Origin of the sequence: Gottfriedia acidiceleris (genome assembly GCF_004138285.1) — a bacterium.
In the GTDB taxonomy this organism is placed as follows: domain Bacteria; phylum Bacillota; class Bacilli; order Bacillales; family Bacillaceae_G; genus Gottfriedia; species Gottfriedia acidiceleris_A.
In genome coordinates, this window is the sequence record NZ_SCFN01000005.1 from 183,639 (window position 1) to 197,922 (window position 14,284).

A 14,284-nucleotide genomic window follows, 5' to 3' on the forward strand; every position below is an offset into this window, starting at 1 on the left:
TTCTAACCATTATACTGTAATTTAGGTAGATACAAAAAAATTAAAAAAGTAATTTTTTGTAAAATTTTCATGCTAATGCAGGAAAAAAAGGATTTAAAGTAGAATGTAAAAATTTAGGGGAATTTGTATTTTTTTAAGCAAAGTTATCTGGTTTAGAAAGGTGGTACTATTTTTGGGAAGTAAATTACTTATAGTAGACGATCAGTACGGAATTCGTTTGCTTTTACACGAAATTTTCAAAAAAGAAGGCTATGAGGTATTTCAGGCAGCTAATGGTTTTCAAGCAATTGATATTGTAGTGAAGGATTGTCCCGACTTAGTTATTCTTGATATGAAAATACCAGGTATGGACGGAGTGGAGATTCTAAAACGAATCAAAGAAATTAATAAAGATATTAAAGTTATTTTGATGACGGCTTATGGTGAACTCGATATTATTGAAGAAGCTAAAAAATTAGGAGCACTACAATATTTTCCAAAACCATTTGATATTGATGAAATTAAAAAGGTTGTTAGAGAACATACGTCACAACCACAATCTCAGCAGTAAAAAAGCAGATGGGTAGCGGACCATCTGCTTTTATTTTTATCCACTAATTGAAAGCGTTTTCGGGAATAGCGGATAAAACAAGTAGAAATATTGATTAATTGTCTAATATGTTACGATAATACGAACATTAGATGATATTTGTTGTGTTTTCATTTCATTTTTTGTATTCTTATGTTGTGATATAAATACCTTATAATTTACATAATAAAGAACAATTTGTAGCATTATATTCTTGTTAGTAAAATTATGGGTGCAGATTAATTTTCATAAAAGAGTATATAAGGAGGGCTTAAAATGCCTTTAGTATCTATGACTGAAATGCTTAATAAAGCAAAAGAAGGTAAATACGCAGTTGGTCAATACAATATTAATAACTTAGAGTGGACTTTTGCTATTCTTACTGCAGCTGAAAAAGAACAATCACCTGTAATTCTTGGTGTTTCTGAAGGTGCAGCTAAATACATGGGTGGATTCAATACTGTTGTAAAGATGGTAGAAGGTTTATTAATTGATTTAAAAATTACTGTACCTGTTGCAATTCACCTTGATCACGGTTCAAGCTTTGAAGCATGTAAAGCTGCAATTGACGCTGGATTTACTTCAGTTATGATTGATGCTTCTCACGATCCATTTGAACAAAACGTTGAAACAACTAAAAAAGTTGTAGACTACGCTCACTCTCATGGTGTATCTGTTGAAGCTGAATTAGGAACTGTTGGTGGACAAGAAGATCACGTAGTTGGAGACATTATTTATGCTGACCCAGCAGAGTGTAAAGAACTAGTTGAGCGTACTGGCATTGATTGCTTAGCTCCTGCTTTAGGTTCTGTTCATGGACCATACAAAGGTGAACCAAAATTAGGTTTCGACGAAATGGAACAAATCGGTAACGAGACTAATGTACCATTAGTTTTACACGGTGGAACTGGAATCCCAACTGAACAAATTCAAAAAGCAATCGCTCGTGGCACTGCAAAAATTAACGTAAACACTGAGAACCAAATTGCTTTCAACAAAGCTGTTCGTGAATTTGTTGCAAATGATCAAAAACAATACGATCCACGTAAAGTTCTTGGACCAGGTCGCGAAGCAATTATCGCAACAGTAGCTGGCAAAATCCGTGAGTTCGGTACTAGCAACAAAGCATAATATTTTAAGTTTTTTAGCTTAAAATATGATATATTATAATAAATTAAGCCGTCTAAATTATGTTTAGACGGTTTTCTTGTTTAACAAAGCCGTTTTTAGCAATAAATTCATATGTTTTTTCATTTAGACTTGAAGATATAAGATAATAATGATTAGAATTAGTTTAGGTTAGTTAAGAATTTACCAAATATCTATTTCTACTTTATTAACTAATCAAAATTTATTAAAGGTTTTACTCGATTTTTATTGAAATTCAAGATACTGTCATTAACCAAACCGAAGCAAAAGTCTTTACATTAGACTGTAGCTCTCGTATGAACTAAGATTAGAGAAGTAGAATTTTGGAGAAAATAGGTAGAAACTATTCGACAGTTGAGAAGTTTAAAAACTTTACTTCTCTACTATTTTCTTCTGCTCATTTAGAAGGGAGTATACTATGGAAAAGCTTGTATTAGAAGGCGGTATACCTTTAAAAGGGACAATTCGTGTTAGCGGTGCCAAAAATAGTGCGGTGGCTTTAATCCCAGCAACTATCTTAGCAAGCTCACCTGTAACACTTGAAGGAGTTCCTTCTATTTCAGATGTTCAAACACTATGTGACCTTTTAGAGGAAATAGGTGGTCAAGTAGAAGTATCTGATGAAAAAATAATGATTGATCCAACAAATATGGTTGCAATGCCACTTCCAAGTGGGAAGGTAAAAAAATTGCGAGCGTCTTATTATTTAATGGGTGCAATGTTAGGTAGATTTAAGCAAGCGGTTATAGGCTTACCAGGGGGATGTTATCTTGGACCAAGACCTATTGATCAACATATAAAAGGTTTTGAAGCATTAGGTGCAAAAGTAACGAATGAGCAAGGTGCAATCTATTTAAGGGCAGAAGAACTAAAAGGTGCACGTATATACTTAGATGTAGTTAGTGTTGGTGCAACGATTAATATCATGTTAGCAGCGGTTTTAGCAAATGGTAGAACTGTTATTGAAAACGCTGCAAAAGAGCCTGAGATTGTCGATGTAGCTACTTTATTAACAAGTATGGGTGCTAAAATTAAAGGTGCTGGTACTGATGTAATTCGAATTGATGGAGTAGAATCACTATCTGGCTGCACACATACAATTATCCCTGATCGCATTGAGGCAGGAACTTATGCAATATTAGCTGCTGCAACTGTGCAAGAAGGGGACAAGGTTATTGTTGATAATGTTATTCCTCACCATTTGGAATCGCTTATAGCGAAAATGAGAGAAATGAATATAGATATTGATACGAATGACGATCAAATAATCGTTTCAGGATCAAATAAAGAACTAAAATCAGTAGATATCAAAACTTTAGTTTATCCAGGGTTCCCGACTGACCTACAGCAGCCGTTTTCTGTGCTGTTAACGAAGGCAAATGGGACAGCCGTTATAACTGATACAATTTATGGTGCAAGATTTAAGCATATTGATGAGCTTAGAAGAATGAGTGCAACGATTAAAGTCGAAGGTAGTACGGCTATTATTTCCGGTCCTTCACAGTTACAAGGCGGTCGTGTAAAAGCTAGTGATTTACGTGCTGGAGCAGCGTTAGTTATAGCAGGCTTAATTGCAGAAGGTAAAACAGAACTAACTGGGTTAGAGCATGTTGACAGAGGATATGAGGATTTAGTTGAAAAGCTTTTAGGATTAGGAGCTAATGTATGGCGTGTTCAACTAACCAAGCAAGAAGTTGAACAATTCAAAAATGCGTAAGATTGGGTGTTTACATACTCATAACATAATTTTTAGATAGTTTTCATTTACATCAAAGGGGGAGTTTTGAATGGAAAGAAGTTTATCAATGGAGTTAGTACGTGTTACTGAGGCAGCAGCACTAGCATCTGCAAAATGGATGGGGTTAGGTAAAAAGGATGAAGCGGATGATGCTGCTACAACAGCAATGCGTGATGTATTTGATACGATTCCTATGAAGGGAACAGTTGTAATCGGGGAAGGCGAAATGGACGAGGCTCCAATGCTTTATATCGGTGAGAAACTTGGTAATGGATATGGTCCAAGAGTGGACGTAGCAGTTGATCCACTTGAAGGTACAAATATCGTTGCTTCTGGTGGGTGGAATGCTTTAGCAGTTATTGCAATTGCTGACCATGGCAATTTATTACATGCTCCTGATATGTACATGGAGAAACTTGCAGTAGGACCTGAAGCGGTAGGTAAAGTTGATATCAATGCATCTGTTCTTGAAAACTTAACAGCTGTAGCAGAAGCAAAAGGAAAAAATATTAATGAAGTCGTTGCAACAGTATTAAATAGAGAACGCCATGCGAAGTTAATTGAAGAAATTCGCTCAGCAGGCGCTCGAATTAAATTAATTAACGATGGTGATGTAGCGGGTGCAATTAACACAGCTTTTGATCACACAGGTGTTGATATTTTATTTGGAAGCGGTGGAGCGCCAGAAGGAGTTATCGCTGCAGTTGCTTTAAAATGCTTAGGTGGAGAACTTCAAGGAAAGTTATTACCTCAAAATGAAGAAGAGATCGAACGTTGCAAACGCATGGGTATAGAAGATCCAAACCGTATATTATATATGGACGATTTAGTTAAAGGTGACGACGCAATTTTTGCTGCTACTGGTGTAACTGATGGGGAATTACTAAAAGGTGTACAATACAAAGGGAATGTAGGTTCTACGCAATCGTTAGTTATGCGTGCTAAATCAGGAACTGTTCGTTTTGTAGATGGACGTCACAGCCTAAACAAAAAACCAAACTTAGTTATTAAATAATCAAATCGATTAATAGTTTGGTTTTGATGAGAGTTAATAATGAATCAAAATTCTTTGTTAACGAAATCTGAATCTATATATTAATTTAGTAGAATAATGACTCTTTCCTTTATTTACCAAGGGGAAGAGTCATTAAATAGTTTAGTCGAAAAATAGTTGGCATAAAAAACTCTTTCGAATTATAATCTCAATAGATAGTAAACCTATTAATTCTAATTACTTAGAATATTTTTAGGGGAAAAGGTTACACTAAAGAGTAATACTTTATGTAAGTTTCCTTCAAAAAACCTTCTAAATAACCTTCCGAATTAAGAAAACCCTAATTTGAACGAATAAAAGTAAAGAGTGGTGTTATATGAGTTTAACAATCTCTGCATTAGAAAACATGAAATTAAAAGATTTGTATGAACACGCGAAGGTAATGAAAATTTCGTATTACAGCAAATTAACGAAAAAAGAACTTATTTTTGCAATCCTTAAAGCGCAAGCGGAAAAAGACGGATTAATGTTCATGGAAGGTGTACTAGAAATTATCCCTTCAGAAGGATATGGATTCTTACGTCCAATTAATTATTCACCTAGTTCAGAAGATATTTATATTTCTGCATCTCAAATTCGTCGTTTTGATATGCGAAATGGTGATAAGGTTTCTGGAAAAGTACGTCCACCGAAGGAAAATGAAAGATACTTTGGTCTACTTCAAGTAGAAGCAGTCAATGGAGATAATCCTGAGAATGCTAAAGAACGAGTTCACTTCCCGGGATTAACTGCATTATATCCAAATAGACAAATGAAGCTTGAAACATCTCCTGCTAAGTTTTCAACAAGAATTATTGATATGATCGCCCCAGTAGGATTTGGTCAACGTGGTTTAATTGTTGCCCCTCCAAAAGCCGGTAAGACAGAGTTATTAAAAGAAATTGCAAATAGCATCACAACAAATCACCCAGAAGCTGAACTAATTGTATTGCTAATTGATGAGCGACCAGAAGAGGTAACGGACATTGAACGCTCTGTAAAAGGAGATGTTGTAAGTTCGACTTTCGACGAAACTCCTGATAGTCATATAAAGGTTTCTGAATTAGTATTAGAGCGCGCTATGAGACTTGTTGAGCACAAGAAAGATGTAATTATTTTAATGGACAGTATTACTAGGCTTGCTCGTGCGTATAATTTAGTTATTCCACCAAGTGGTCGTACGTTATCAGGTGGTATTGATCCTGCTGCATTCCATAGACCAAAACGATTTTTCGGTGCTGCACGTAATATCGAAGAAGGTGGAAGTTTAACGATTTTAGCAACAGCTCTAATCGACACTGGCTCACGTATGGATGATGTTATTTATGAGGAATTCAAAGGTACTGGTAATATGGAGCTTCACTTAGATCGTTCATTAGCTGAACGTCGTATCTTCCCAGCAATTGACATTCGTCGTTCTGGAACACGTAAAGAAGATCTATTAATACCAAAAGATCATCTGGACAAGCTATGGTTAATGAGAAAAACAATGTCAGATATTCCAGACTTTGTTGAACGTTATTTCAGAATGCTTCGTCAAACGAAAACAAATGAAGATTTCTTCAATACGATGACTGAAGAAAGTAGAAAAACGCCAGTCTCTAATAAATAGTTGGAAGATATAAGCAATCTGAAAGAGAAATAGTGGGTTGCATTCTCCCGGGTTAGTTGCTATAATTTCATTTGTATGTGAAATGTAAATTATGTGGTATACACATGGTTTCTTATAACTCTGATTTCAAGGATTTCAGGGCGGAAGGAGATGAAAAACATGAAAGCGAATATTCATCCTAATTACAAGAAAGTAGTGTTTATGGATATTAACACTGGTTTCAAATTTTTAAGCGGATCAACAAAATATTCTAACGAAACAATCGAATGGGAAGATGGCGAAACTTACCCTCTAATCAAAGTTGAGGTTTCTTCTGATTCTCACCCATTCTACACTGGACGTCAGAAATTTGCTAACGCTGCAGGACGTGTTGAACGTTTCAACAAAAAATACGGCCTTAAGTAATATTGATGAAAAGCAGGCGAGTTATTGCTACTTTGCCTGCTTTTTTTACGCATTTATAGTCAAATAACATATAAGTATAATTCCATTTAGTGAATTTTTAATATAAATAATTAAGATACTTACACGAATTATAAATACTGATGAATTAACCGTCGTTTAAAATAAATAAAATAGTCTTTGTACTGATCTAGAAAGGTGAGACACATAATGTTCTTTATGATGAAAAAAAATGGTTGGATTGAAATGATTTGCGGAAGTATGTTTTCTGGAAAGTCAGAGGAACTAATTCGCCGCGTTCGTCGTACGCAGTTTGCTAAGCAAAGCTGTGTTACATTCAAGCCATCAATTGATAATCGATACAGTGAAGTAGAAGTGGTGTCTCACACAGGTATGAAAGTACCAGCTTATGCAGTAACACACTCATCACATATACTTAAATACGTTACAGAAGAAGTTGAAGTAGTTGCAATTGACGAGATTCAATTCTTTGACGATGAAATAGTTATGGTAGTTCAACATCTTGCAAACTCTGGAAAACGTGTGATTTGCGCAGGTTTAGACCAGGATTTTAGAGGATTACCATTTGGTAAAGTACCTGAAATATTATCAATTGCAGAACATGTAACGAAATTAAACGCAGTTTGTGCTTCATGCGGATCACCTGCAAGTAGAACTCAAAGATTAATAAATGGTGAACCAGCTTTATTTGAAGACCCTATTATTTTAGTAGGTGCATCTGAATCATACGAACCAAGATGTCGTCATTGTCACGAAGTACCAACGAAAACAATTCAACCAGCGCTTCAAAGTCAGAACGATTAATTTTACAGTAGGTTGAAAATTAGCTATTAAGACCATATACTAAGAAATGTGGAGAAAGCTCGCCCAGCTCTGAATGGAATATTTTCGAAGAGCTAGCTTTCGGAACTGAACAATAATAATTGTGGATAAAGTGTTATAGGCGCTTTTACCTTAGAATTTAGAATTAAAGAAGCGATTTAGAATCGCTTTTTTCGATATATATTTAGAAATTATTTAAGACGAAAATGTCGAGGTGAAAATTATGTTTGATCGATTACAAGCTGTAGAGGATCGCTATGATAGATTAAACGATTTACTTAGTGACCCGGAAATTATAAACGATTCAAAAAAGTTACGTGAATACTCAAAAGAACAATCAGACATACAAGAAACAGTTGATGTGTACCGTCAATACAAATCAGTTAAAGAGCAAATTAAAGATGCAAAAGCTATGCTTGAAGAGAAGCTTGATGCTGATATGCGTGAAATGGTCAAAGAAGAATTAAATGATTTGGAAAACGAATCAAAGGATTTAGAAGAACGTTTAAAAATCCTTTTAATTCCGAAAGATCCTAACGATGATAAAAACGTTATCGTTGAGATTCGTGGTGCTGCAGGAGGAGACGAGGCTGCATTATTTGCTGCTACTTTATACCGTATGTACAGCCGTTTTGCTGAGGTTAACGGATGGAAAACAGAAATCATTGAAGGTAACTATACAGAGCTAGGTGGCTTTAAAGAGGTTATCTTTATGATAAATGGTAAAGGTGCATACTCAAAACTAAAATTTGAAAATGGTGCACACCGTGTTCAACGTGTTCCTGAAACGGAATCAGGTGGTCGAATTCATACTTCAACTGCAACTGTAGCAGTTTTACCAGAAGCTGAAGAAGTTGAAATAGAGATTCATGAAAAAGATATTCGTGTAGATACATTTGCTTCAAGTGGTCCTGGTGGTCAATCAGTAAATACAACGATGTCTGCAGTGCGTTTAACTCATATTCCAACAAATACTGTTGTATCATGTCAGGATGAAAAATCACAAATTAAGAATAAAGAAAAAGCGATGAAGGTTCTTCGCGCTAGGGTTTATGATAAATTCCAAAGAGAAGTACAAGCAGAATACGATCAAAACCGTAAACAAGCTGTAGGTACAGGTGACCGTTCTGAACGTATCCGTACTTATAACTACCCACAAAACCGTGTAACTGACCACCGAATTGGATTAACGATTCAAAAGCTTGATCAAATCGTTGAAGGTAAAATCGACGAAATTATTAATGCGTTAATTATGGATGATCAAGCAAAACGAATGGAACAAAGTCAATAATGACAACAAAGATATATGAAGCCCTAAAATGGGCTTCTTCTTTTTTACAAGAACACGGTCGTGATGAAAATGTGGGTGAAATTGTATTAAAACATATTTTGGACTGCAATCGAACAGAATTATTGTTAAATATGAGAGAAGATTTAGAAGAGAATCATTGGATGCAGTTTCAAGAATTGGTTCATAAGCACATAGATGGCCAACCAATCCAATATTTAATAGGATATGAATACTTTTATGGCCGAAAGTTCTTCGTTAATGAAGAAGTACTAATTCCAAGACCAGAAACAGAGGAGTTAGTGGAAGGTGTACTGCATCGTATTCAAAAGCATTGGAAGAATACAGATCAACTTGAACTAGTAGATGTAGGTACGGGTAGTGGGGCGATTGCAATCTCACTTGCGCTTGAAAATAAACAACTAACAGTTCATACAGTTGATATTGCAGCAGAATCTATTCAAGTTGCTAAACGAAATGCACGAGAGTTACGGGCAAATGTTCACTTTATACACAATGATTTACTGAATTACTTTATTGAAGAAAACAAGAGAGTTGATATTGTTGTATCAAATCCGCCGTATATTCCGCATGAGGATTGGTTGGGTTTAGATGAAGTAGTTAAGGATTACGAACCATACCGTGCTTTAGTAGGTGGTGAAGATGGTCTTGATTTTTATCGTCGTTTTGCAACTGACTTACCTAAAGTATTAAAAGAAAAATCACTGGTTGCATTTGAAGTAGGAGTCAATCAAGGTGAACAGGTTGCAGACATTTTAAGGAAAGTTTATCCGAATTCAAATGTTGAAGTTGTTTTCGATATTAATGGCAAAGACCGTATGGTTTATATGGTAAATGGCTAATTTAAATAGTGAATCGTAATGATATTGACTAGAAAAAGTCTATGTATTACGATTCTTTTTTTTATGTTACAGTTGTAAAAGATGAGAAAAATTTCAATCAAGAAAAAACAAAAACAATACGAAAGAAGATAGTTAGAATGAAAAAGTTTAAAGGTTGGATTGTATTTAATGGTCATATTACAGCTACAAAATTTACTGAACTTTTCGAATGGTTACAAGATACAGCAATCGCAAAAGGAATAGATGTTACTTTAGTTAAACATTATGAACTAATCCCAGTAATCGAGAAGGGTCAAGCGATTTTAAAAGGGAAATTCACGAATGAGAAGCCTGATTTTGTAATTTTTTGGGACAAGGATGTTCATTTAGCAAGGCATTTAGAAAATATGGGACTAAAATTATATAATTCTGCGAGAACGATTGAAGTCTGTGATGATAAAGCTTTAACTTTTCAGGCATTATCGAACTTCGATATACCTATGCCAAAAACAATTACGGCTCCGCTGTTGTTCCCTAATTGTGATTTAACAAACTATGATTTTTACGATGAAGTTGTACAGGAATTAGGCTTTCCTTTAATTATAAAAGAGTCATTCGGTTCATTCGGTAGACAAGTTTACTTAGTTGAGAATAGAGAAGATTTTTTAAAAAAAGTAGATGAACTAAAGCACAAACCTCATATTTATCAAGAGTTTATAGAATCAAGCAGAGGGACTGATATTCGCATCCAAGTAGTAGGTAAACAAGTTGTAACTGCAGTGTTAAGAAAATCAGAATCAGATTTTCGTGCAAATGTTACAAACGGTGGAAAAATGTATAAGTATGAGCCGACAGAAGAGCAAATCAATTTAGCACTTAAATGCTCTGAAATATTGGGAGCTGATTTTGCAGGGATTGACTTATTGTTTGGAGAAGATGGAAAAACATATATATGCGAAGTTAACTCAAACGCACATTTCAAAAATATTTATCTATGTACAGACGTGGATACAACGAAATATATAATTGATTATATTATCGAGGACTTGGAGAAAACCGTATGATTGGTTGGCTAATCTATTCCGAATCAGATGCAGAAAGAAACAGAACGTATATCGACTGGTTAGTAAGCGGAGCCTTGGAAAATGGATTTGAGTTAAAGTTACTCTATACAGAAGATATTGTAATAGGTATTCGAAAAGGTGTTAATATACTTTACTATCAAGGTAAAGAATTGAGTAAACCGGCCTTTGTAATCATGAGGACAATATCACAAATATTATCTTCCCACTTTGAAGAAATGGGAATCAGAACATTTAATAACCAGGCAATTTCAACAATGGCCAACCATAAGTTTCTAACACACCAGAAGCTTTCTAGTCTAGGTATTCCAATGCTAGACACATTTTATTATAAAAAAAGTACAATTACAAAAGCCTTAGATACAGTCCATTTCCCTTGTGTGCTTAAAAATTGCACAGGAAGAGGCGGAAGTGAAGTATATTTTATAAATAATCAAGAAGAGTTACTGGAGATCGTACAGAACTCAAATTTCGATGAACTATTAATTCAAAACGTTGCAGAGCAATTAGGTAAGGACCTAAGAGTTTTCATTATTGGTAAAGAAATTGTTGCAGCTGTTTTAAGATATTCAGAAAAAGACTTTCGAGCGAATTTTTCTCTAGGCGGAGGCGCAATGCTTTACGAACTTTCCGAAAATGAAAAAGAACTTATTCAAAAAATAATAGATCACTTTGACTTTGACTTCGTAGGAATTGACTTCATGTTCGATGCAAACAACCAACTGATCCTAAATGAAATTGAGGATGTAGTAGGAAGTAGAACATTATATACAGTATCAGACATAGATATTGTTTCGTTGTATATGGATTATATTAAAAAGCAGATAAAGTGCTAAAGAAAAAGAAATTGTAAGATATGTAGGAAATAAAGAAAGCTTTTTAAAGGCTTTTCCTGATTTTAACCAGTGTATTTCACACTTCCTTTTTTAATTGATAGCTAATAGAACAGTTAGGGTAAACCTTTTTATCTACGAGTAGATCCGAACATAAGATTCTCGACGTTTATGGAGACGGGGACAGCTGATATCCTGTGGCAGGGAAGGCGACGAGGAGCTCAACATCTGCAAAACGAAAAACGGGCACCCTGAAATGGAAATCATCGTTTACTTCCTAATTAAAAAAAGACTCTATTAAAAAAATAGAATACTAGTGTTTAAGAAATAATCAAATTGTCTACACTGTTCCTAGAGGGATGGTGGAGAGAATGAAAACTAAAAATAAAACAAAAATAACATATAAAATTATTTCTTTATTTATCATATTATTGATTAGTTCTTCAGTGTTAATGCCACTTCGAGATACAAATGCAAAAGGTAATGAAATGGTCGTAATTCCTAAGAAAGCTGTACGACTAAGAATTCTAGCAAATAGCGATTCTAGTGAAGATCAAGCTCTTAAACGTAAAGTTAGAGATGAAGTTAATGCTCAAATTAATACTTGGGTAAAAGATTTAACAACTTTTGAAGAGGGACAAAAGGTTATTAAAAGTCATATTCCAGACTTACAAAAAACAGTTGCCCGTGTTATTAAAGAAGAAGGCTCAAATCAATCATTTACAATTACTTATTCTAAAAAAGTTAAATTCCCTACAAAATTATATGGTAGTTTCTTATATCCTGCCGGTGATTACGAAGCGGTTTTAATTAAACTTGGTGCAGGTCAAGGGGCAAACTGGTGGTGCGTATTGTTCCCGCCATTATGTTTCCTAGATTTTTCAAACGGTGATGCAACTTTAAGTAAAGAGTCACTACAATCGCAACAAAAGGTTGATCATGAAACAAAAATCGAAAAAGAACCAAATAAAGAGTTTAAAAAACAAGAAGCATTACGTTTAAGTGATGATGATTCTATTGCTGCAACAAAACAAAACGATGAATCATCTTTGCAGGATGATACTGAGGTCAAGAGCAGTGAAGATGCTGTTGTGGCTTCTACTCTACCTAGTGATGAACTAAAAGATGATATTAAGGTAGAGAGCTTCTTTGTACAAATGTTAAAGCAATTATTTTAGTTCTAGCAATCTCCCTATGTGCATAAAGTATTACAAGCATACTAGGGAGGTTTTTTTATGAAAATACGTTCAGCGATTCAGGAAGATTTTGAAACAATTTTTTCATTCTTGGGACAAGCAGGATTATCTACAAACGGACTTGAGGAGCAACAAGAATCTTTTTTCATAATGGAAGATGAGTTTGGGAAAGCACAAGCTGTAATAGGATATGAACAAGATGGAGAAGAAGCGTTATTAAGATCACTAGTAGTTGCACCTACCATTTACTCACAGCATATGGTACTCTTTTTACAAAGTGTTCTTGAAAAACTAAATGAAGAAATGATTAGTAAAGTATATTTATTAACAAGACAGCATGTAGTTCAAGACTTATTCCTTTTACTAGGTTTTGAGCAAGTTGAACAGGAAAATGTTTCGAACAGTATTAAAGAAATGAAGCATTACCAAACTACTATTACGAATGAAGAAGTATTAGTTTATCAAAAAGAACTATACACAAAGTTATCCACAAATTAGCAAGTTTTGTCCACAATTTGTGGATAAAACTTGCTTTTCATTCTTTGGATAATGTCTAAATTTGTAAAATATACACTATTATTCACTCTAGAGAGAGGTGCTACGTATGGAAACGAAAATATGGTATGTGGATAATCCTGTGAATAAAGAAGAAGTTTACCCACAGATTGTGGATGCAGCAAAAAATTTACAGTTAGGACAAGTTGTCGCTTTTCCAACAGAAACTGTTTATGGGTTAGGGGCAAATGCTCTTTCAGATGAAGCGGTTCAACGAATCTTCCAAGCAAAAGGTAGACCAAGTGATAATCCCCTTATTGTACATATTGCCAACAAAGAACAGTTAGATAATCTAGTTGAAGAAATTCCATTAGATGCAAAAAAACTAATGGATGCTTTTTGGCCAGGACCACTAACGTTAATTTTAAAAAGTAAAAAACATGTTTCAAAATATGTAACGGCAGGGTTATCCACTGTTGGAATAAGAATGCCTGATCATCCAGTTGCTCTAGCGTTAATTGAAGCTTGTAATTTGCCAATAGCAGCACCAAGTGCAAATACTTCAGGGAAGCCTAGTCCAACTTCTGCTAAGCATGTATTTGAAGACTTAAATGGACGAATTGTAGGAATTGTAGATGGTGGTAATACAGGGGTCGGGGTTGAATCGACAGTTATTGACTGTTCTCAAGATATTTTTACAATCTTAAGGCCAGGTAGTATTACGCCAGAAATGATAAAAGAAATAATTCCTACGGTTGAGGTAGATCCAGCAACAATGAAGGAAAATGAAGCACCAAAATCACCGGGGATGAAATATAAACATTATGCACCAGATGCTCAAATGCATCTTGTAAATGGAAGTATTGAGTTTATGCACAAACTTATACACAATTCCAAAACAGAAGGAAAAAGAGTAGGGATATTAACAACTGAAGAAAATGCAACGCGATATGATGCTGATGTAATTCTTACATGTGGAAAACGTAGTGACTTATCAACCGTAGCTGCAGCATTATATGATTGTATTCGTAAATTTAATGAAGAACATGTTGATATCATTTATTGCGAAACTTTTCCTTATGAAGGTATTGGAATTGCGATTATGAATCGTCTGTGGAAAGCTTGTGGACATTCGGTTATTACAGAGTGTTGAAATATAAAACAGTCAATATTGTGGAAGTAGATTAAGCATGTAATAGAAGC

At 34.7% G+C, this 14,284-nt stretch carries 14 protein-coding genes; all 14 read left to right on the forward strand.

Features of this window, described 5'->3' with window-relative positions:
* Positions 1-172 precede the first annotated feature (172 nt).
* The 14 genes from EP747_RS09575 (at position 173) to EP747_RS09640 (ending at position 14,234) form a co-directional block, all read left to right on the forward strand.
* Entirely contained in the window at positions 173-550 is a 378-nt protein-coding gene (locus tag EP747_RS09575) for a response regulator (RefSeq protein ID WP_025671030.1), read from the forward strand.
* Positions 551-844: 294 nt separating this feature from the next.
* On the forward strand, positions 845-1,699 hold the full coding sequence (locus tag EP747_RS09580) for a class II fructose-bisphosphate aldolase (RefSeq protein ID WP_069033722.1): 855 nt from the start codon (positions 845-847) through the stop codon (positions 1,697-1,699).
* A 436-nt stretch (positions 1,700-2,135) separates the two neighbouring features.
* Positions 2,136-3,434 (forward strand): UDP-N-acetylglucosamine 1-carboxyvinyltransferase, encoded by a 1,299-nt coding sequence (locus tag EP747_RS09585; protein ID WP_098232143.1) that lies wholly within the window; start codon positions 2,136-2,138, stop codon positions 3,432-3,434.
* Positions 3,435-3,504: 70 nt separating this feature from the next.
* Positions 3,505-4,470: a class II fructose-bisphosphatase gene (gene glpX / locus EP747_RS09590; protein ID WP_129689676.1), complete on the forward strand. Its 966-nt coding sequence runs from the start codon at positions 3,505-3,507 to the stop codon at positions 4,468-4,470.
* A gap of 355 nt (positions 4,471-4,825) precedes the next feature.
* Positions 4,826-6,100, forward strand: a complete 1,275-nt coding sequence (gene rho, locus EP747_RS09595) for a transcription termination factor Rho (RefSeq protein WP_129689677.1) — start codon at positions 4,826-4,828, stop codon at positions 6,098-6,100.
* Between the two features lie 159 nt (positions 6,101-6,259).
* Positions 6,260-6,505, forward strand: coding sequence for a type B 50S ribosomal protein L31 (locus tag EP747_RS09600; RefSeq protein ID WP_025671035.1), 246 nt, complete (start codon positions 6,260-6,262; stop codon positions 6,503-6,505).
* A 207-nt stretch (positions 6,506-6,712) separates the two neighbouring features.
* The gene (locus EP747_RS09605) at positions 6,713-7,327 is read left to right on the forward strand and encodes a thymidine kinase (protein WP_129689678.1); all 615 of its coding nucleotides are present in this window, start codon (positions 6,713-6,715) and stop codon (positions 7,325-7,327) included.
* 241 nt (positions 7,328-7,568) lie between these two features.
* Complete coding sequence (gene prfA, locus EP747_RS09610; RefSeq protein ID WP_025671037.1) at positions 7,569-8,636, forward strand: peptide chain release factor 1; 1,068 nt, start codon at positions 7,569-7,571, stop codon at positions 8,634-8,636.
* The gene (prmC, locus tag EP747_RS09615) at positions 8,636-9,496 is read left to right on the forward strand and encodes a peptide chain release factor N(5)-glutamine methyltransferase (protein ID WP_129689679.1); all 861 of its coding nucleotides are present in this window, start codon (positions 8,636-8,638) and stop codon (positions 9,494-9,496) included. Before prfA ends, prmC begins: the two co-directional genes overlap by 1 nt.
* 137 nt (positions 9,497-9,633) lie before the next feature.
* On the forward strand, positions 9,634-10,539 hold the full coding sequence (locus tag EP747_RS09620; protein ID WP_129689680.1) for an ATP-grasp domain-containing protein: 906 nt from the start codon (positions 9,634-9,636) through the stop codon (positions 10,537-10,539).
* A complete protein-coding gene (locus tag EP747_RS09625; RefSeq protein WP_129689681.1) occupies positions 10,536-11,393 on the forward strand; it encodes an ATP-grasp domain-containing protein in 858 nt (285 codons plus the stop codon). Before EP747_RS09620 ends, EP747_RS09625 begins: the two co-directional genes overlap by 4 nt.
* A gap of 368 nt (positions 11,394-11,761) precedes the next feature.
* Positions 11,762-12,568, forward strand: coding sequence for a stage II sporulation protein R (gene spoIIR, locus EP747_RS09630; protein WP_129689682.1), 807 nt, complete (start codon positions 11,762-11,764; stop codon positions 12,566-12,568).
* A 57-nt stretch (positions 12,569-12,625) separates the two neighbouring features.
* Positions 12,626-13,084 carry a GNAT family N-acetyltransferase gene (locus EP747_RS09635; RefSeq protein WP_129689683.1) on the forward strand — a complete coding sequence of 153 codons (459 nt, stop codon included), beginning with the start codon at positions 12,626-12,628 and terminating at the stop codon, positions 13,082-13,084.
* 106 nt (positions 13,085-13,190) lie between these two features.
* Entirely contained in the window at positions 13,191-14,234 is a 1,044-nt protein-coding gene (locus EP747_RS09640) for an L-threonylcarbamoyladenylate synthase (RefSeq protein WP_129689684.1), read from the forward strand.
* Positions 14,235-14,284 lie beyond the last annotated feature (50 nt).